The following is a 17,337-nucleotide window of genomic DNA, read 5'->3' on the forward strand; positions in this document are numbered from 1 at the left end:
GATACGCTTCCTGCACATCCTTTAGACGCATCGAGGAGCAGAACTTGGAGCTGGCTGATCTGCGCGATCGCTTCCCTGCCCTGGATGGCCTGTTGGTTCAGATCACCAGCTTCCTCGCGCGACGGCGTGTGGTTCTTGCTGCTTCTGATCGTGTTCTGAGTTTGGCGTGGTGGGATCAGGGTGAGCAGCACAGCATCGATACCAACCTTCCTCCTGGTCTCTGTCAGGAAGGGGTTCCGCTTCAACGAGAGGTGCTGGCTGAGATGGTGGCGGATTTGCTGATCGACCAGGGCCTTGCCTCCGGGTCTGTGGAGTTGGAATTGTTGCTGCCTCTGCCGAGTTGCGATTGGCGGCTGCTGGATGGTGCCGCTGGTCTGGTGGATGCCAGCTCCTTACGTGTGCTGGCACCGGAGATGACCTGGCCACTGCAATGGCAGGAGTCCTATGTCGCCTTGTCCTCGTTGAAAGACAGCGATATGGCGATGGTGGTGGGCGCTGATCGCCTGATCCTGCAGGCCTGGATCGACACGGTGGCTTTAGCAGATCTCAATCTCTGCCAAGCGGAGTGGCTGTTGGTTGCTGCTTGGCGAGCACTGCAGGCTCTCAACGCACCCCTCCAAGGAGAGTGGGCTTGGCTGATTGAGTCGGAAGGGGTTTGGCGTTTTGTGTTGCTGTGCGATGGCCTCCCGGAGTTGGATGTTGGCTTGCAAGCCACGCAGCTTTCGTCCATCAGAGAGGAGGTGCTGTTCCTGCTCGAGGCATGGGATCAGAAACAACAGCAGGCTGGTGCAAGGCGCAGCTGGTGGATTACGGCGGCGCCAAGATGGAAGGGACGTTGGGCGGAAGGTCATGGTGCTGGTCTCCATGGCCCGCTTGTTTCAGATGGTGAGATGTCACTGCTTCAGTTGGCTTTGAAGGCTCCTTCCGCGGAGATCGCAGCGTGAGGGGACAGGCAGGAGCCCCCGTTGATTTGCTCCGGGAGCGGCGCATCGAGTTGGGTTTGCCTGCTCAGCCCGCCCCTTTTGTTCCCACCCGCCTTTTGTTGCGTCGAGGTGCGTTGCTGGGTGGGGCCGTGTTGTTAATGGGTGGTGCCATCACCGCAGCAGTGAACTGGCGGGGACAGCAGCAACAGCAGCAGCTGAAGGTGCTAGCGCCGACGGCACAACGCCTCGCCTCGGCAGAAGCGCAGCTGCGGCGGCTGAGCACGAAGACCGCTGCGGTGAACAAGGACACCACCAGGATTGCGCAACAGCTGGTGGCGTTCCCCGGCGGATCCCCCCTGTTGGAGCAGCTCCGACGCGTGACTCCTGTTGGCGTTCAGTTGCAGGAGTTGTCAGTTGGCCAGGCGCAGATCCAACTGTCTGGCAAGGCGCAGATTGGAGCGTCCCCAGGGCCTCTTGAACGCATCAATGCCCTCGCAATCTCCCTGTCTCAACTGCCCATCACCTTGGACCAGGGCGTCAAGGTGATGAAGATCACGCGGGAGGACGGGGATGACCCGGCTGTGACCTTCAGCGTGGAGTGGGCGCTGAATCCGAAGGTGCGCTTATCCCTCATCCAGCTTCAGGAGTTAGGAGCGATCGGTTTGGCAGAGCGCTACTGGCTGATTGAGCAGCGTGGGGTGCCGTTGTGACGAATCTGAATGGCAATGCCAGCTCTTGGCAGAACTATCTGACGCGTCAGCGGGTGTTGGTGGGGACCCCACTCCTCGTCGGCGTGCTGATCGGTGCTGGTGTGTTTGCGATTGCTGGACTTCCCCATTGGTTGGAATCAGGGGAGCGGACCCGTCGGATCGCTGAGCTCAAAGTGCAGCAGCAGTCCCTTCCGTTGATCGCGGCTCAGGTGAAGCAAGAGCAACAAAAGCTTGTGGCGGCCCAACAACAGCAAGATCTGGTGGTGAATTTGGTGGCGGGGCGTGGCCAGATCGAGACCTTCCTCACCCAGTTGAGTCGAACGGCGACGGAGAGTGGTGTGGTGATTGAACGCTATGAACCCGCCTCCGCCGCTTCTGCTCTGACGGACCCTCCCGAGCAAGGAGCCAAAAATCAGGCCGAAGGAGGTGAAGGCAAGGGCGCGGCGCCTCCAGCCATGAAGGGATATGAGAAAACGGCGATTTTGCTGCAGGTGCGTGGGCCTTACACAGGGGTGCTGCAGTTTTTGCGCGCCATGGAGACCCTGGAACTCCTGGTTCAGCCCAGTGACCTTGAGCTCAAAGCTGTCCCACCAGAGACCAATGCTGAGGGAGCCCCTGCAGGGCCACCCCTGACCGAGCTCAAGCTCAGGTTGAGCTTTTTTGACAAGACCACGGATGGGGGTCGGAGCGCAAAAGAATCTGTTGAATCCGTGCCTCAATCCAGGGTCAGGGCGCCATCCTGAATCGTCCCAATCCTGCGCTTGAGGGCTGGCTCCTAAGGGTTTCGCTCGATACCATCCGCCCATAGTGTTTGTGAATCAGGCGTGGGCATGCCCTCGAGACCCTCCCGGCTGATTCCATTGGCGTTGATTGGCAGCCTTGCACTCGCTGAGTGCGATGTGGTGTTTGGGCTCGGAGGTGCTGGGGCGATAAGGGCTCAGAGCCAGGGTTCCATGAACTTGCGCTTGCGCCGGGGCAATGAAGGCGTGGAACTCGTGATTGAAGGGGTTGGAGCGCAGCCTCAGCTTCAGCAGCGCATGAATGGGCAAGTTTGGGAAGGGAGTTTGCAGACTCGGGGTGCGCCCGGGGTGCGTAATGGTCAGGTGCGGCTCACCGATCCAGTCGCTGGAATTCAGTCCGCCACCTTGGCAGGAAGCGGCAGCTCCTACTCCTTGAAGGTAACGCCGAGTCCAGGTCGGCCCTTGAAAGATCCTGTGGTCAGTGCGGATGGTCGGGATCTCATCCTCCAGTTTTCAGGTTTAGGTGTTGCTCCCACCCTGCAAACAGGTCGCCTCAATCTGAACACCCCAGGGCGTGTTCCTCAAACGCAGTATGCCCCTCCCTTGCGTCCTCGCGCCGTTGCCCCGCCATTAGGTGATATGGCAGTGGGAACGATGGTGCTGCAGAACCGCAGTTATGTGAATGTGAGCGGTCCTCCAGTCACTCTTACCCTCAACAATGCACCTGCAAAAGATGCCTTGATGGCTTTGGCAAGGCTTGGTGGTTATGGCTTTGTCTATGTGTCAGACGGTGCTGATTCTGGCAATAATCCCGATGCAGAATTAACTGCTAAACCGGTGTCAATAGCGTTTCAAAATGAAACTTACTCCAGAGCTTTGAACGGGGTGTTGTTGGCAGCTGGCCTTCAGGGAAAGCTTGATGGGAGAACTTTATTAGTTGGGTCAGCGGTGTCAGCTAAGACCTTCGGGCCTCAGATGTCGAAGGTGTACCGACTGAACCAGGCGAGCGCAGCTTCCGCTGCTAATTATCTTGCGAGCCTGGGGGCTTCCATCAGCAAAGTAAATACCACCACGCTGACATCTCAAGAAACAGCATCAACGGGGACGCCAGCAAACAGCACGGCTAATGTCACAGCTAGCACCTCAACGCTTACAAGCGTTGAAACGTATGGATCAACAATTGGTCCTTTAAGGGGGCTCTCTGGGACCACTGATTCCCGTTTGCAGACAATTACGCTTGTGGGCGATTCAAGGCTGGTCGCTGTTGGCGAAAGCTATCTGAAGCAAATTGATCTTCGCCAGAGACAAGTTGCTTTGACAGTTCAGATTCTTGATATTAATTTAGACAATGATTCTCAAATTTCTAATAGTTTTGCCTTTCGCTCGGGCAACGCATTTATTGTGAGTCAAGATGGGCAGCTGCTTGCTAACTATGGTGCCTACAAGCCTCCTGGAAGCCCTGAAGCAGGATTGCCAGGGTCCTATACAGGAGCTGCGAACACCACCCCAGTTCCAGGGACTGGATCTCTAGACGGTGGTGAGGGATTTGTGGATGAACCGCAAGCCTCATTCCCTTTGCCGGGATCGTCTTCAACTGTTGGTGGATTTCCTGTGGGCCCTTACCGGCCAGATTTTGGGACGTACGACAATCCACTCCAGCCAGGTGTTAGTGAGATTGATGAAGAGGGTAAAGTTACTTATAGATCTCCCACTCGCTTCCGTTACCCAGAAAATCAGTTCTTTGATTTCTTGAGGGCAAGTATTCAATCAAGCTCTACGAAGGTTTTGGCCAATCCCACGTTGATTCTTCAAGAGGGTGATGAGAAATCTGTTGGTAGTGATTCTGGGAAGATCTCTGCAGACGGAAAGATTGGTAGAGAGAAAAGTAATGAAGCCCTTGTCTCTGTTGGTAGTCGATTGATCACTGGTTACAGTGTAAAGCAGGATGGGAATGGAAATTCATTTTGCGAGCCAAGCTTTGCAAATGCTGGTCTAACATTTGGCGCAAGAGTGGAGAAGATTGACGATAATGGATTTGTTTCTTTCTCGCTTTCTCCTGAAATATCGGCCGCAATTGGTTCTCAGCCTGCGGGAAATTGTGGCAATGTTGATATTATTAATAGCCGCACTCTTGATACCGGGCGAGTGCGTGTGCGTGATGGACAAACTCTGATTCTAACCGGTGTAATTTCTGACACTGATGCGCAACTTGTGAGCAAATGGCCCATTCTTGGCGACTTGCCATTGATCGGTCAATTCTTCCGTTCGTCTTCAGGGGATAGGCGTAAAAGTGAGTTGGTCATTCTTGTTACGCCAAGAATCATGAATGATCAACAGGGAGGGCGCTTTGGCTACGGATACAAGCCCAGCCTTCCTGCGGCCAGGCAGATCATGGGTGGATTCTGATCAAGGAGGTTTGATTCTTTGTTCATAGGCCTAATCCAAGCGGAATGAGTGCTTTTGCTGCTAGCGGTGCGAGCATGCGAAGTCCGTTGATCGTGCCTTGAAGAATCTGATTGCCGACCCCACTGCCACCCTCTTTTGTGGTTTGTTGGTAGCGGCGTGAGCTGATTGAATCTGCAGCTTGATTGAGCTGTTCTGCCCAACCCTCGGCGCCTTGTTTTTCAAATAGCAAAGCGGCATAACCGAAGTCTTGACTTGCTAAATCATCTTTTGCTTGTTCACTGCGACTGATCCCTCGAGCAACCCAGCTCAAAGGCTCCTCTGGTGAACGAAGAATTGCGGCGCTAAATAGTTGTTCAGCCTGAGACCAACGACCTGATTGAGAAGCCTCCACGCCGGCATTGTGTAGAGCGGCATGGCTTTGAATGCCACTGGAGATGCCCTTAGCTCCTTGCCAATGCGCCTCCTCCAAAGCGTTGGGGCTCAAACGAGCTCCACTGAGATCGGCATTGCGCAGGTCGGTGCCATGCAAGACGCTGTCTTCGAGATTGGCGCCACGCAGGGAAGCCCCGCGCAAACTCGTAAAGCTGAGATTGGCCCCGCTTAAGTCAGCCCCATCCAATTGGGCTTCGCCGAGATTGGCTCGCTGCAAGCGCGCGTCCCTTAGGTCGGCATCGCGTAGATCGGCATGCACAAGGTCGGCATCGGCCAGACGGCAGTTGCGGCAATCACCGTCCTGGAGCACTTTGATGAGATCGTCCATGTTCTCGGCATGCACAGGGATGGCGATCAGCCATAAACCCAGCAAGGGCATCCAGCGGGACGGGTTCAACACGGGGGCTTGCTTTGTTGTACTGCGTTGTATCGGCCTTCTCGGGCTTCGTCGACCGTGGCGCAGAAGGCTGGCTGGGCAGGATGGGTGCATCCAGCACCAGTCGGCGTGAGCAACGGCCTTCCTCCCCATGGAGGCAATCTCAGCCAGGAAGCCCGGCGGCTGGGGATGAAGCCCTCCCAGTTGCTGGATGCCAGTGCTTCGTTGGTGCCCTTTCGCCCGCCTCGCGCGCTGCGTCGAGCTCTTGCCGCCGCCATTCAGGGCCAGGCTCTGCGTGATTATCCCGACCGCGCTCAGGCTGATTTGCGCTCTGCGATCGCGTCATGGCATGGGTTGGATCCTGATCAGGTCCTGGCTGGAAATGGGGCCGCGGAGTTGTTCACATGGGCGGCTCGCGATGCCACCGCCGCTGGGCTCAGTGTTCTGCTACAGCCGGGATTTGCCGACTATTCCCGCGCTTTGGCTTGTTGGGGTGGCGCGATCGAGGCGCGGCCTTTGCCCTTGGCGTGGGGGGATGGCTGGCCGCAATCCTTTCCGCTGGGCGCCTTGAAGGAGACGGGCGATGTGATGTGGATCACCAATCCCCATAACCCCACCGGTCAGCTTTGGAGCCGTTGTTCGCTGGAGCCATTGTTGGCTCGCTATTCGCTGGTGATCTGTGATGAGGCCTTCCTGCCCCTGGTGCCAGGGGGGGAAGATCAGTCGTTACTTCCGTTGGTGGCAGATCATCCCAATCTTGTGGTGATCCGCAGTCTCACGAAGCTGTTTGCGATTGCGGGCTTGCGTCTTGGCTACGCCGTGGCGGCAGCCGATCGTTTGCAGCGATGGCATGGATGGCGCGATCCCTGGCCTGTGAATGGCTTGGCGATTGCGGCTGGAGTGGCTGTGATGAACGATCGGGTTGGACTGCAGCGTTGGCAACAGCGCGTTCAGCAGTGGGTGCAACAGGAAGGCAGTTGGTTTCGGGCACAACTCGATGCCATTCCTGGAGTCAACCCTTACCCCTCAGCTGCCAACTATCTGCTGATTCAAGGAGAGCAGTCCTTGCTGGAGCTGCGCGAGCGTTTAGCGCTCGACGGCGTTTTGCTTAGGGATTGCCGTTCGTTCGCAGGCTTGGGGGAGTGTTGGCTGCGGATTGGCTTGCAAGATCGGCGAGGCAATCAACGCATCCTTCGTGCGCTCCAGCGTGCTCAGGCCAACAGGGCTTGGAGCAGGGCCACCAGCTTCTGATCCGCATCCTCCACGCCAAGCTCCCGCATGGCTTGCCCCATCTCGGGTAAGGGGTCAACGGCTGGATCGTCTCCTTGAAGCCTGGCTCCGAGCAGGCGCCAAACGGCGTCGCGAAGAGTCGTCTCGCTGGGGTCGTGTTGATGCACGATCACGGCGGCGGCAACCGCTGCAGCACAGACGGCATTGGCATCTTGATGGCGATCGGCCGCTTGGGGGAAGGGCACCAGCACGGTGGGTGTTCCGCTTACGGCCAGTTCACTGAGGCTGCCGGCACCGGCTCTGCTGATGGCGAGGTCAGCGTGTTGGAGCAAGGCCGGAATCTCATCGCTGAACGGTCGCTCCACCAGCAAGGGGTGTTCGATGCAACCCACGTCGGGGTCATGGCTGCCGGTGAGATGCACCACGCGGCAGCCGTTGCTGAGCAAGGAAGGAAACAGCACGCGCGTCATCCGATTAAGCCCAAGAGCGCCTTGGCTTCCGCCAATCACTACAAGCAGGGGGCCGTCGCCCTGAGGCACCCACTCCGGTAGGGAGTGTGGCTGGAGAAAAGCAGCCCGCACTGGGGTGCCGGTCACCACCGCTCGGCAGCCAGGGATGCGTGCTGCGGCCGCTTCAAGCCCCACGGCAACACGGGTGCAAAAGCGTCCGAGCAGGCGTGTGACCCGGCCGGGAATGGCATTGGATTCGTGAAGCACCACGGGGATGCCGCACCATCGCGCCGCCAAAATGGCTGGTGCAGCGATGTATCCGCCTGTGGTGAAGACCGCATCAATGCCTTCCCGTTGGATCAGGCGGCGGATGCTGCCGCTAGCGGCCAGCAATTGGATCAGCTGGATCAGTTTGCGCAGTCCTCGACCTTGCAATCCACCGGCCTTGACGGTGGTGAGGGGGTAGCGGCCTGGGACCAGACTTGTTTCCAGGCGGTCGGGAACGCCCACCCAACGCACGCTCCATGGCTCCGGCAGAGCATCCGCAACGGAAAGGGCTGGAAACAAGTGCCCTCCAGTGCCGCTGGCAGCAACAAGAAGCCGAGGCATGAGGACGAGCAGGATGAAACAGAGCGACTTAACTTAAAGGCACTCAGGGGATGTCTTTCATGTCTCGGGCTCTCCGTGCCTCGTTGGTGTCATTGCTGCTTGGCTCCGCGCTGGCACTTCCCTTGTCCGGGCGGGCTGTGACCCAAGCTCCGTTTGATTTGAGTGAGCGGTTGGAAACCGCCCTCAATCAGTCCGAGGGAAATGTTGCCGCGTTGAAGTCTCTGTTTACGCCGGAGCAATTCGGTGGTCTGGAGGAGCGTTATCGCCTGTTCAGCAGCCGTTTCCCTCAGCTGAATTGGTCGGTGAGGCCCGGCACTGCCACCTCAGATGGTCGCTCGACCATGCAGATTTCCGTCAGCGGGAGACGCCAGCAGGATGGCTTGAGTTATTCCTTTTATGCGAATCAGCGTCTCGCGGTGACCACGGACAGCGGCTTGATTACGAATCAGGAAATTCTGAGCGATCAATCGATCATGACCACTGCCAAGGAGTCTCTGCCGATCAGCTTGCTCATTCCCGACAGTGTGCTCACCGGCAGTCGCTACGACGTTGATGTCGTGGTGGACAAGCCCTTGGGTGATGCTCTGTTGGCGGGAGGTTTGATCGCCCTCACCCCTGAGCAGGTGTTGGGGCAAGAAAGTCCAGATATCCAGCTTCAGCCCCTCGGAGGGGGTGGCTTATTTAAGTCAGTGCAAGCTCCATTTCAACCCGGCATCCAAACGTGGGCAGCGTTGTTGGTGCATCCAGAGGGTGTGGTGAGCGTGAGCAAGCAGGTGCGCGTTGTCGATGACAAACGTCAGCTCCAGCCTTAATGGGGATGAGCTGGGTAGCAACGCCTTAGCGCGGACACATCGGCGTTTCCGAATCCCTGTTGCATGAGTTCCGACTCTTGTTCCAGGACGCGTTGCGTGATGGGGAGTTCCAACTGCTGCTCCTTGGCAGCATCCAGCGCGATCTTGAGGTCTTTGTGATGGAGTGCGAGCTTGAAGCCGAGCGGGTAGTGATCCGCAAGCATCGCGGCTGAACGATGTTGCAGGGCCCATGACCCCGCGGCTCCTTGCTGCAGGGCGTTCACCACCTGGTGCATGGGCAGCTGGAGATGTTGCCCCAGGGCGATGGCTTCTGCCACAGCGGCATAGCTGCCGGCCACCAGAACCTGGTTCACCGCTTTGACCTGTTGGCCGCTGCCAACGGGCCCGAAGTGATGGATCGAGCCACCGATTACCTCCAAGAGCGGTCGGGCCTGCTCCAGTGCCATGGCTTCGCCACCACAGAGCACGGTGAGTGTGCCGGCCTTGGCGCCCTCCGTGCCTCCTGTCACAGGCGCATCGATGTAGTGCACGTTTTGTTCTGCCAGCCGCTTGGCCATCGCGGCCGCTGTGGCTGGGGCGATCGTGGAGCAATCGATCACCAAGCTTCCTGGTGTGAGGGCATAGCCAGCTCCGCCATCTCCCCAGAGCACCGCTTCCACGGCGGCGTCATCGCTGACGCAAATCAGCAGGACTGCGCAGCCATGCACGGCTTCTTGTGGGGAGCTGCTGGAGGCCACTGTGGGCCCTTGATCGTCAACAAGCTCTGCCGACGATTCCGCTAAGCGACTGCGGGTATGCACGTTGAGCCGGTAGCCGGCACGTCGCAGATTGACGGCGATGGGTAACCCCAGAGCGCCGAGCCCCACCATGGCCACCGCAGCAGGCGAATTCATAGGCTCATGGTTGGGCGAAAGCTCATTCATTTTTCCAGGCATCGCCTCCAGAGATCGCAGTGAAGCGGCACGCTCAAGGGTCCTGGTTAGATCCGGTCATGCTTGAACGCCATGTGGGTCAGATTTTCACTGAACCTTGCTTTCAGCATGAGTGCGTTCTGTGAATGATTCGCATGGTTACGCCTAAGCCTTGGAAGCGTTATCTGGTCATCCCTTGTGCCACGTTTGCCGCCGCCGCTCTCCACCCCGCTACAGGATGGGCTGAGTCGCCAATGAAGGCGCGCGCGGCTCGATCAACGCTGACGGATGTGCAAAAGCAGCAGCTGTTTGAGGTACGGCGCCGTTGGGAGCTGAGCAGTATGGACCAGCAAAAGGCGTTGTTAGCAGCCAAGCAGCGATGTATTCAATCGGCCAACACCATCGATGCCTTTCGGGTGTGTAAGCAGGAGCAACGCCAAGGCCGACGCGAATTGTTTCGGGAGGCACGCGCTGCCATGACGGCTGAGCGCCAGCGACTGGGACTACCGCCTCGGCCAGAGAGGCGTCGATTGCAAAAAAAAGGCCGCTCCCATTGGAACGGCCCTGAATTCAGCTAATCGTTCAGCTGTTTTGTATGGCGGCTTGAATCAAGCGGCGTCGTCCAGTGCGGCGACGCCGGGAAGCACCTTGCCTTCCAGGAGCTCGAGGCTGGCGCCACCACCGGTGGAGATGTGAGACATCTTTTCGGCCAGGCCTGCTTTCTCAACAGCCGCAACGGAATCGCCACCGCCAATGATTGTGCAGCAGCCTTTTCCACCGATTTCAGCCAGGGTTGTCGCAATGGCGTTGGTTCCTGCCGCGAACTTGTCGAACTCGAACACGCCCATGGGGCCGTTCCAGATCACGGTCTTGCAATCAGCCAGGGCCGCTTGGAACACCTTGATCGCATCAGGACCGATGTCGAGTCCCATCCAGCCGTCGGGAATCGCTGTGACGTCTGCCACCTGGCTGTTGGCATCAGGAGCGAAGTTGTCGGCAAGCAACACGTCGGTGGGGAGCAGCAGCTCAACGCCTTTGGCTTTTGCTTTGGCTTCCAATTCCTTGGCCAGTTCGAGCTTGTCTTCTTCCACGAGGCTCTTGCCAACAGCAAGACCGCGAGCTTTGTAGAAGGTGAAGATCATGCCGCCGCCAATCAGCACCTTGTCGCACTTGTCGATCAAGGCTTCGAGGACGCCGATCTTGCTGCTCACCTTGGATCCACCAACGATCGCAGCCAAAGGACGCTTGGGCTCATCCACTGCGCCCTGGAGGTACTGAAGTTCCTTCTCCATCAAGAAGCCAGCCACGGAAGGCTTGAGGAACTTGGTGACGCCTTGCGTGGAGGCGTGGGCACGGTGAGCGGCACCAAAGGCATCGTTCACATAAACGTCGGCGAGGCCGGCAAGCTTCTCCGCGAAGGCGGGATCATTCTTTTCTTCTTCAGCAAAGAAGCGCACGTTCTCGAGCAGAACCACATCGCCATTGGCCATGGCGTTCACCTTGGCTTCGGCGTCAGGTCCGATGCAGCTGTCGGTTTTGGTCACAGGCTTGCTGAGCAGCTCACTAAGTCGTGCAGCGACTGGGGTGAGGCGCATCTTGTCGTTGACCTGACCCTTGGGGCGGCCGAAGTGTGCCGCGAGGATCACTTTGGCGCCTTTGCTGATCAGGTCGTTGATCGTTGGCAGTGCTGCACGAATGCGGGTGTCGTCTGTGATGGCACCGGCGTCGTTCAGAGGCACGTTGAAGTCGACCCGCACGAGAACGCGTTTGCCGCTCAAGTCGCCGGTATTCAGTTTTGCCAGGGAACGCTTCGCCATGTGGTTATGTCGTGAGGTGTGAAATCGGGGCGAGATTAACCCGATTACGCGCTAGCACTGAAAAAGAGGGGTACTAACGGAGGTGGCCCAATGTTTGAAACCGTGTTGTTTCCGCTTGATCAGAGCCGAGAAGCTGTTGAAGCGGCAAGCAAAGCCCTGGACTTGGCACGCAGCCATCACAGCCGGCTGATCCTGTTGTCTGTGATTCAGTCCGAGCGCCCTGAGATGCATGACCATGCAGTGGTGGCAACGCTATTGGCCGAAACCAAAGCCCGCTTTGAGCAGGTTGGGGTGTCCTGTGAGGTGGTGGAGCGTGAGGGGATGCCAGCGTTTGTGATTTGCGACGTGGCAGACGAGTTGAATGTGGATGTGATTGTGATGGGCACCCGCGGCGTGAATCTTGAAGCCGAAAGTGGCAGCACGGCAGCGCGGGTGATTCAGCTCGCCCCCTGTCCGGTTTTGGTGGTGCCGTGAGCACACCTCCGATTCAGTGGTACCCGGGGCATATCGCCAAGGCGGAACAGCAGCTCAAGCGCAACCTCGACAAGGTTGATTTGGTGATTGAGGTGCGTGATGCTCGCATTCCCCTTGCCACCGGACACCCCCATCTCAACCGCTGGTTGAAGGGGAAGCAGCATTTGCTGGTGATTAATCGACGCGACATGGTGACGCCTGCGGCATGGGAGGCCTGGGATCAGTGGTTTAAAGCGCAGGGGCAGCGCACGGTTTGGTGTGATGCCAAGGCTGGTACGGGGGTGAAGCTGGTGCAGCAGGCGGCGATTCGAGCTGGAAATCAACTCAATGAGCGGCGGAAGACCCGGGGGATGCGTCCGCGGGCAGTGCGCGCCCTCACCCTGGGATTTCCCAATGTGGGGAAGTCGGCCTTGATCAATCGTCTGGTCAAGAAAAAGGTGGTGGCGAGTGCCCGTCGGGCTGGCGTGACCCGCACCTTGCGCTGGGTGCGGCTGGGCCAAGATTTGGACTTGCTCGATGCTCCGGGTGTTCTGCCACCCCGCTTGGATGATCAACGGGCGGCGCTGCATCTGGCCCTTTGTGATGACATCGGACAGGCGGCCTATGACGGTGAGTTGGTGGCTCAGGCGTTCTTGAAATTGTTGATCGAGTCGCAGGGACGGGAGGCTTCCGGGGTGGTTTTGTCCGTCCTTGAACAGCGATATGGCACACCGGTGTCTGGGCAGACCGCGGATCCAGCGTTTTGGTTGGCAGCAACGGCCGAACGCCATACCTCCGGCGATACGGCACGAATGGCGCAGCGGTTGCTCGATGATTTCCGGCGATCGCTGTTGGGCTCGATTGCTTTGGAATTGCCGGAACTGGAGGAGGCTTGAGCGTTGAAGGCCAAGGGCGTGTGAGACCCCCTTTGCCGGAGGAGGTGTTTACGCATGGTTTTGGTGAGGGTGAGGGTGATCTGCTGACGCTTACGTATCCCAAACCGCTGCCGATGCGTTTGGATCGCTGGTTGGTGAGCCAGCGGTCTGAGCAAAGCCGGTCTCGGATCCAGAAGTTCATTGATGCTGGATATGTGCGGGTGAATGGCAAGACGGGGAAAGCCAAAACTCCCTTGCGAGAGGGAGACCAGGTGCAGCTCTGGATGCCACCGCCAGAACCGCTGCCTTACCTCAAGCCCGAGCCGATGGATCTCGATGTGCTCTTTGAAGACGAGCACTTGATCGTGATCAACAAGCCAGCCGGTTTGACCGTGCACCCAGCCCCTGGAAACAAGGATGGAACCCTGGTGAATGGCCTGTTGCATCACTGCCCGGACTTACCAGGAATCAGCGGCAAATTGAGGCCTGGTGTGGTCCATCGCCTTGATAAAGACACGACGGGCTGCATCGTGGTGGCCAAATCACAGGTGGCTTTGGTGCGTTTGCAGTCCCAGATCCAACAAAGGATTGCCTCGCGCGAGTATCTGGCGGTGGTGCATGGGGTGCCGCAAGGGGAGTCGGGCACGATCATTGGTGCGATTGGCCGTCACCCTGTGGATCGCAAAAAATATGCGGTGGTAAGTGATGAAAACGGCCGCTATGCGCGCACCCACTGGACCCTCCAGGAGCGATTGGGCGATTACTCCCTCTTGCGCTTCAAGCTCGATACAGGACGAACGCACCAAATCCGCGTGCATTGTGCCCATATCAATCACCCCGTGGTGGGGGATATCACCTACAGCCGCTGCAGGAAATTGCCGATGGAGCTTCCTGGGCAAGCCCTGCATGCCTTTCAGTTGGGCCTCGACCATCCGATCACGAAAGAGCGGATGGTGTTTGAGGCTCCGCTCCCAGAGGTGATGGAGAAACTGTTGACCGTGCTGCGGAAACGAAGTGCTTAGAGGAGCGTGAGCTCCGTTCCAGGTGCCATCAGCAGTTCGGATGTCAGAGACGCATCCCCGCTGAGGTCCTCTGCGCTCAAGGCATTGAATCCCACCGTCATGCCTTGACCAGCGGCGAGCGATTGCGCCCAATCAGCTCCTGTGAGCTCGTAGCGGTAAAGGCGGTCTCCAAGCTCTTGCGTAGAGACATCAACACCCCAAGATTCTCCGTAAAACTGATGCGTGCTGATGAAACTCACCCCCCAATCATCCAATGTTTGGTCGCTTTGATTGGTCACATTCATCGAGGCAGTGAAGCCACCCTCCCAAAGATCACCACTGACCTGAATCTCCAGGGGTGAGCCCGTGATGGGATCAGACGACGGTGTGCTTCCAGAAAGATTTTCTAGGTTCTCAGAAAGTGGATCTCCCCGCGCAACAATCCCTTGGAAATAGTTGATGACCGTGTTGTCGCTGACATCGAGGGCAGGCCATTGGGGCCAGTCGAAGGTGTCATTCATAAAGGGTTCATTTTGATCCCATCCCAACACTGTTAAATGGTGAATATCGTGGGCAATGGCTACGCCTTCGATGTCACGAAAGCCGTGGGTGCGTCCATGCATCCAACCTCCGTAATGCGGCTCCATTTTGAGGGTATTGATGAAATTTTCTTCCAGTTGATTGGTTGTTAGATAGTCGGCAAAGCCTTCATGGCCAAACTGCTCAATCATCTGCATCACTTCACCACTGCTGCCCAACCGGGCCGTGCGTTGAATGTCGGCCAGAATTTGCGGGTCGTAGGACGCATCGGAGATCCAGCCCACCTTGGCTCCCTGCATGGCAAACCAAAGTCCAACCCCTTTGGTGTCATCACCCCAAGCCTGGGAGTTGTTCGTCAGCCCCTGGGCGAATGCCCACTCACCAACCGCCTCAATCTCAACAACATCCAGGCCCGCAAAGGCACGCAAGCCGTTGTAAGCAACCATCGCTTCTGTCGTGATCGCTGTGCGACCACCCACCAACTCATCGTGCTCGGAGTTGTGATTGGAGCCATGAAAGGAACCCCAGGTGTTGATGTCGATGTAATCCCCAGAACTGGAACCATGGGCCATCCCGTGATGTCCCATGCCGTGCTCCGACATCGGTGACGTCATCGCAGGTGTCTCAATGACTGGTTCAAGCCCTGGATTAGTCGTCGTGTCAGAACTCTCAGAGCTCACTTCACTTACCTGAGCCATCACGGCTTCCGCGCTGTCTAAGCCGAAGAGCATGGCCGCAGACAGTTCCCCTTGATTACCCAGATCCGTGCCTTGGGTTCCATTGAATCCAATGGTGACCGACTCTCCGGCTGGAATCTTTTCTCCCCAGTCTTTTCCCGTCAGGGTGTAGCGGGTGAGGCCGTTGTCGAGAAGAACAGCACTGATCTCGGCTCCCCAAGGAGCGGTGTTGATGAGGTGGGGGCTATCAAATCTGTAGCTCCAATTCGCAAGATCTTGTGTGGATGAATTGGTGAGTGTGATTTCTGCTGTGAACCCTCCCCACCACCGATCACCGGAGATGGAGGTTTGCAAGAAATTTGTAGATGTCATGACCCTTGATATGGGGGGACGATGTCATCTCAGCTCTGAATTCCAACCAAGTTCTGACTGCAAAAGCAGAACCTGTGTCTGAATATTTTTACGGCAGAGATGGGTGGTTGTGCTTCCCATTCCCGTCCGATGCAATCGGAATGACCCTCCTTCAAACGGATGGCTTTGTTCAACAGTGATTTGCGTTAGGGGAGCAAGGATTCAAGTGTTTGATCTCTCTGCGTAAATCGAGGCCGGATCTCATTTTTTTCTCAGAAATCAACACCAGACTCTGAGTTCAATCACCTTGGTCAGCTGCTGGAACATGAAGGTGAAGGGGTACCTGCACCCCACGATGTCGATGTCATGGACGAAAGCCTGGATGCTCATGGGGTGCTGGTGGGCAGCAGTGGGCAGGCTTCCACCAAGGTGCGGGTAATGGCCGCTTGCGGTTGATGGAGCAACCGATCTCCGGGGCCTTCTTCTACAACATGCCCTCGATCCAGCACGATCACGCGGTGGCAGAAGCCGCTCGCCACCGAGAGGTCATGGGTCACAAAAATCATCGCCAGGCCGAGGTCTTGCTGCAGACCTCTGAGCAGTGCCAGGACTTCGGCTTGGATCTCCGCATCGAGCATGCTCACGCTTTCGTCGCAGATCAGCACCTGCGGGTCTAAGGCCAGGGCGCGTGCAATGGCGACGCGTTGCTGCTGGCCACCAGATAGTTGCTTGGGCAGTCGATTTTGAAAATGATCCGCTGGTGACAGTCCCACCAGCTCCAGGAGCTCCCTTGCCCGTTCTCGAGCGGCTGCCCGTGAGGCGAGTCCATGGATCAGCAGGGGGTCTGCGATGGCGTCGGCAACGCTGAGGGCTGGATTCAGACATGCCAGCGGGTCTTGAAACACCATCTGAATGGTGCGTCGTGCTTGGCGTTCCGCGCTGCCGCGCAGTTGCAGCAGGTTCTGGTTTTGCAGCCAAACGTCGCCCCCCCGAATGGGCGTGAGTCCCATCAAGGCCCGGCACAGGGTGCTTTTCCCGCAGCCAGAGCCGCCGACCACTCCCAGTGATTCTCCGGATTGCAAGCTGAAGCTCACGCCATCCACCGCTTTCAGCCAGTTGGGAGACCAGGGCGGTCCGCCGAGGTTGTGCCAACAGCGCAAGCCTTCCACCTGCAGGACGGGGGTGCCGTCAGGTGTTTCCGGCGTATTGCCTCCCTCCCTGGCCCTGGCGGCGCTAACAAGCCGCTTGGCGATCTCGGATTGGGGATGGGTCAGCACCTGATCGCTGCTGTTTTGTTCCACAAGACGGCCCCCGTCCAACACCGCCATGTCTTCACACCAGCGGTTGGCCATGGCCAAGTCATGGGTGATGAGCAGGAGGGCGCTGCCCAGTTCTTCGCAGAGATTGCGCAGCACCGCCATCACCTGCCCCGCCACCGCCACATCCAGGCTGGTGGTGGGTTCGTCGGCGATCACAAGCGGTGGTGCTAGGGCAATGGCCAGGGCGATCGCTAAACGCTGGCGCATGCCACCACTGAATTCGTGGGGGTAGGCCCGAAAGCGCTCGGCCCCGATGCCAACCTGTTCCAGCAAGCTTTCTGCGCGGTCTTTCCGCTCGTGATGCCCCATTCCTGGCCGGTGAGCGGCAAAGGTGTCGAGGAGGTGGCCGCCTACGGTCATCAATGGATTGAGCCGAGTCATCGGGTCTTGAAACACCAGGCCCACCGCTTCCCCGCGCAGGGCGCGCAGGGCCGGCCGACTCAGTTGGCGTGGATCTTGACCATTCAGAAGGAGATCTCCTTCGCAGCAGCTCCCCGGAGGCAGCAGTTGCAAGGCCGCTCTTGCCACGGTGCTCTTCCCGCATCCAGACGGACCAACGAGTGCCAAGCGATCTCCCGATTGCAGGCTGAGATCCAATCCATCCAGCGTCCAGGACGGACTTCCTGGGTAGCGCAGACGCAACTGATTCAGCGACAGAACCGTTCCTGGCGCGTTGGGCATGAAAGAAAGCACGGTGCCTCATGCC

Annotated in this window: 16 protein-coding genes; 10 read left to right on the top strand and 6 right to left on the bottom strand. The window is 58.0% G+C overall.

The features are described from left to right. The first annotated feature begins 44 nt into the window (after positions 1 to 44). The 4 genes from DXY38_RS05815 to DXY38_RS05830 all read left to right on the top strand — a co-directional run bounded on the left by DXY38_RS05815 (position 45) and on the right by DXY38_RS05830 (position 4,779). The gene (locus DXY38_RS05815; RefSeq protein WP_244279025.1) at positions 45 to 944 is read left to right on the top strand and encodes a hypothetical protein; all 900 of its coding nucleotides are present in this window, start codon (positions 45 to 47) and stop codon (positions 942 to 944) included. Then, positions 941 to 1,633: a PilN domain-containing protein gene (locus tag DXY38_RS05820; RefSeq protein ID WP_115070833.1), complete on the top strand. Its 693-nt coding sequence runs from the start codon at positions 941 to 943 to the stop codon at positions 1,631 to 1,633. Before DXY38_RS05815 ends, DXY38_RS05820 begins: the two co-directional genes overlap by 4 nt. Further along, complete coding sequence (locus DXY38_RS05825; protein WP_115070834.1) at positions 1,630 to 2,376, top strand: hypothetical protein; 747 nt, start codon at positions 1,630 to 1,632, stop codon at positions 2,374 to 2,376. Before DXY38_RS05820 ends, DXY38_RS05825 begins: the two co-directional genes overlap by 4 nt. Before the next feature lie 87 nt (positions 2,377 to 2,463). Continuing rightward, entirely contained in the window at positions 2,464 to 4,779 is a 2,316-nt protein-coding gene (locus tag DXY38_RS05830) for a type II secretion system protein GspD (RefSeq protein ID WP_115070835.1), read from the top strand. Positions 4,780 to 4,801: 22 nt separating this feature from the next. Here DXY38_RS05830 and DXY38_RS05835 read toward each other — a convergent pair whose 3' ends face one another. Next, positions 4,802 to 5,611, bottom strand: a complete 810-nt coding sequence (locus DXY38_RS05835; protein WP_371410995.1) for a pentapeptide repeat-containing protein — start codon at positions 5,609 to 5,611, stop codon at positions 4,802 to 4,804. A gap of 105 nt (positions 5,612 to 5,716) precedes the next feature. On the opposite strand from DXY38_RS05835, the gene DXY38_RS05840 reads away from it, so the two are divergent. Then, positions 5,717 to 6,838 carry a histidinol-phosphate transaminase gene (locus DXY38_RS05840; protein ID WP_170952870.1) on the top strand — a complete coding sequence of 374 codons (1,122 nt, stop codon included), beginning with the start codon at positions 5,717 to 5,719 and terminating at the stop codon, positions 6,836 to 6,838. Here DXY38_RS05840 and DXY38_RS05845 read toward each other — a convergent pair. Beyond that, entirely contained in the window at positions 6,799 to 7,875 is a 1,077-nt protein-coding gene (locus tag DXY38_RS05845; protein WP_115070837.1) for a glycosyltransferase, read from the bottom strand. The two genes, DXY38_RS05840 and DXY38_RS05845, sit on opposite strands and share 40 nt — an antisense overlap. Before the next feature lie 59 nt (positions 7,876 to 7,934). Between DXY38_RS05845 and DXY38_RS05850 the strand changes: the two genes are divergently transcribed. Next, positions 7,935 to 8,687: a hypothetical protein gene (locus tag DXY38_RS05850; RefSeq protein WP_115070925.1), complete on the top strand. Its 753-nt coding sequence runs from the start codon at positions 7,935 to 7,937 to the stop codon at positions 8,685 to 8,687. On the opposite strand, the gene DXY38_RS05855 is transcribed toward DXY38_RS05850, so the two are convergent. Then, positions 8,684 to 9,580 (bottom strand): NAD(P)-dependent oxidoreductase, encoded by an 897-nt coding sequence (locus DXY38_RS05855; RefSeq protein ID WP_115070926.1) that lies wholly within the window; start codon positions 9,578 to 9,580, stop codon positions 8,684 to 8,686. The two genes, DXY38_RS05850 and DXY38_RS05855, sit on opposite strands and share 4 nt — an antisense overlap. Positions 9,581 to 9,744: 164 nt before the next feature. Between DXY38_RS05855 and DXY38_RS05860 the strand changes: the two genes are divergently transcribed. Then, complete coding sequence (locus DXY38_RS05860) at positions 9,745 to 10,176, top strand: hypothetical protein (protein ID WP_244279026.1); 432 nt, start codon at positions 9,745 to 9,747, stop codon at positions 10,174 to 10,176. 30 nt (positions 10,177 to 10,206) lie between these two features. Here the strand turns inward: DXY38_RS05860 and pgk are convergent, their stop codons facing one another. Next, complete coding sequence (gene pgk, locus DXY38_RS05865) at positions 10,207 to 11,415, bottom strand: phosphoglycerate kinase (protein ID WP_115070838.1); 1,209 nt, start codon at positions 11,413 to 11,415, stop codon at positions 10,207 to 10,209. 90 nt (positions 11,416 to 11,505) lie between these two features. Between pgk and DXY38_RS05870 the strand changes: the two genes are divergently transcribed. From DXY38_RS05870 to DXY38_RS05880, 3 genes are read left to right on the top strand one after another with little or no spacing between them, the layout of a single operon-like run. After that, positions 11,506 to 11,889 carry a universal stress protein gene (locus DXY38_RS05870; protein WP_115070839.1) on the top strand — a complete coding sequence of 128 codons (384 nt, stop codon included), beginning with the start codon at positions 11,506 to 11,508 and terminating at the stop codon, positions 11,887 to 11,889. Continuing rightward, complete coding sequence (ylqF, locus tag DXY38_RS05875; RefSeq protein ID WP_006854062.1) at positions 11,886 to 12,764, top strand: ribosome biogenesis GTPase YlqF; 879 nt, start codon at positions 11,886 to 11,888, stop codon at positions 12,762 to 12,764. Before DXY38_RS05870 ends, ylqF begins: the two co-directional genes overlap by 4 nt. Continuing rightward, entirely contained in the window at positions 12,761 to 13,765 is a 1,005-nt protein-coding gene (locus DXY38_RS05880) for an RluA family pseudouridine synthase (RefSeq protein ID WP_115070840.1), read from the top strand. The genes ylqF and DXY38_RS05880 overlap by 4 nt, the downstream gene beginning before the upstream one ends. Here DXY38_RS05880 and DXY38_RS05885 read toward each other — a convergent pair. After that, positions 13,762 to 15,333 (bottom strand): cellulose binding domain-containing protein, encoded by a 1,572-nt coding sequence (locus DXY38_RS05885; RefSeq protein ID WP_115070841.1) that lies wholly within the window; start codon positions 15,331 to 15,333, stop codon positions 13,762 to 13,764. The genes DXY38_RS05880 and DXY38_RS05885 overlap by 4 nt on opposite strands. A 365-nt stretch (positions 15,334 to 15,698) precedes the next feature. After that, positions 15,699 to 17,312: an ABC transporter ATP-binding protein gene (locus DXY38_RS05890; RefSeq protein ID WP_115070842.1), complete on the bottom strand. Its 1,614-nt coding sequence runs from the start codon at positions 17,310 to 17,312 to the stop codon at positions 15,699 to 15,701. Between the last annotated feature and the right edge of the window lie 25 nt (positions 17,313 to 17,337).

Origin of the sequence: Synechococcus sp. UW179B, assembly GCF_900474245.1 — a bacterium.
In the GTDB taxonomy this organism is placed as follows: Bacteria; Cyanobacteriota; Cyanobacteriia; order PCC-6307; family Cyanobiaceae; genus Synechococcus_C.

Bases quoted from the DNA above. Each gene is read 5' to 3' on its own strand.
- DXY38_RS05845 (WP_115070837.1), bottom strand. From the start codon at position 7,875: ATGCCTCGGCTTCTTGTTGCTGCCAGCGGCACTGGAGGGCACTTGTTT.
- DXY38_RS05885 (WP_115070841.1), bottom strand. From the start codon at position 15,333: ATGACATCTACAAATTTCTTGCAAACCTCCATCTCCGGTGATCGGTGG.
- DXY38_RS05830 (WP_115070835.1), top strand. From the start codon at position 2,464: ATGCCCTCGAGACCCTCCCGGCTGATTCCATTGGCGTTGATTGGCAGC.
- DXY38_RS05890 (WP_115070842.1), bottom strand. From the start codon at position 17,312: ATGCCCAACGCGCCAGGAACGGTTCTGTCGCTGAATCAGTTGCGTCTG.
- DXY38_RS05870 (WP_115070839.1), top strand. From the start codon at position 11,506: ATGTTTGAAACCGTGTTGTTTCCGCTTGATCAGAGCCGAGAAGCTGTT.
- pgk (WP_115070838.1), bottom strand. From the start codon at position 11,415: ATGGCGAAGCGTTCCCTGGCAAAACTGAATACCGGCGACTTGAGCGGC.
- DXY38_RS05850 (WP_115070925.1), top strand. From the start codon at position 7,935: ATGTCTCGGGCTCTCCGTGCCTCGTTGGTGTCATTGCTGCTTGGCTCC.
- DXY38_RS05855 (WP_115070926.1), bottom strand. From the start codon at position 9,580: ATGAATTCGCCTGCTGCGGTGGCCATGGTGGGGCTCGGCGCTCTGGGG.
- DXY38_RS05860 (WP_244279026.1), top strand. From the start codon at position 9,745: ATGATTCGCATGGTTACGCCTAAGCCTTGGAAGCGTTATCTGGTCATC.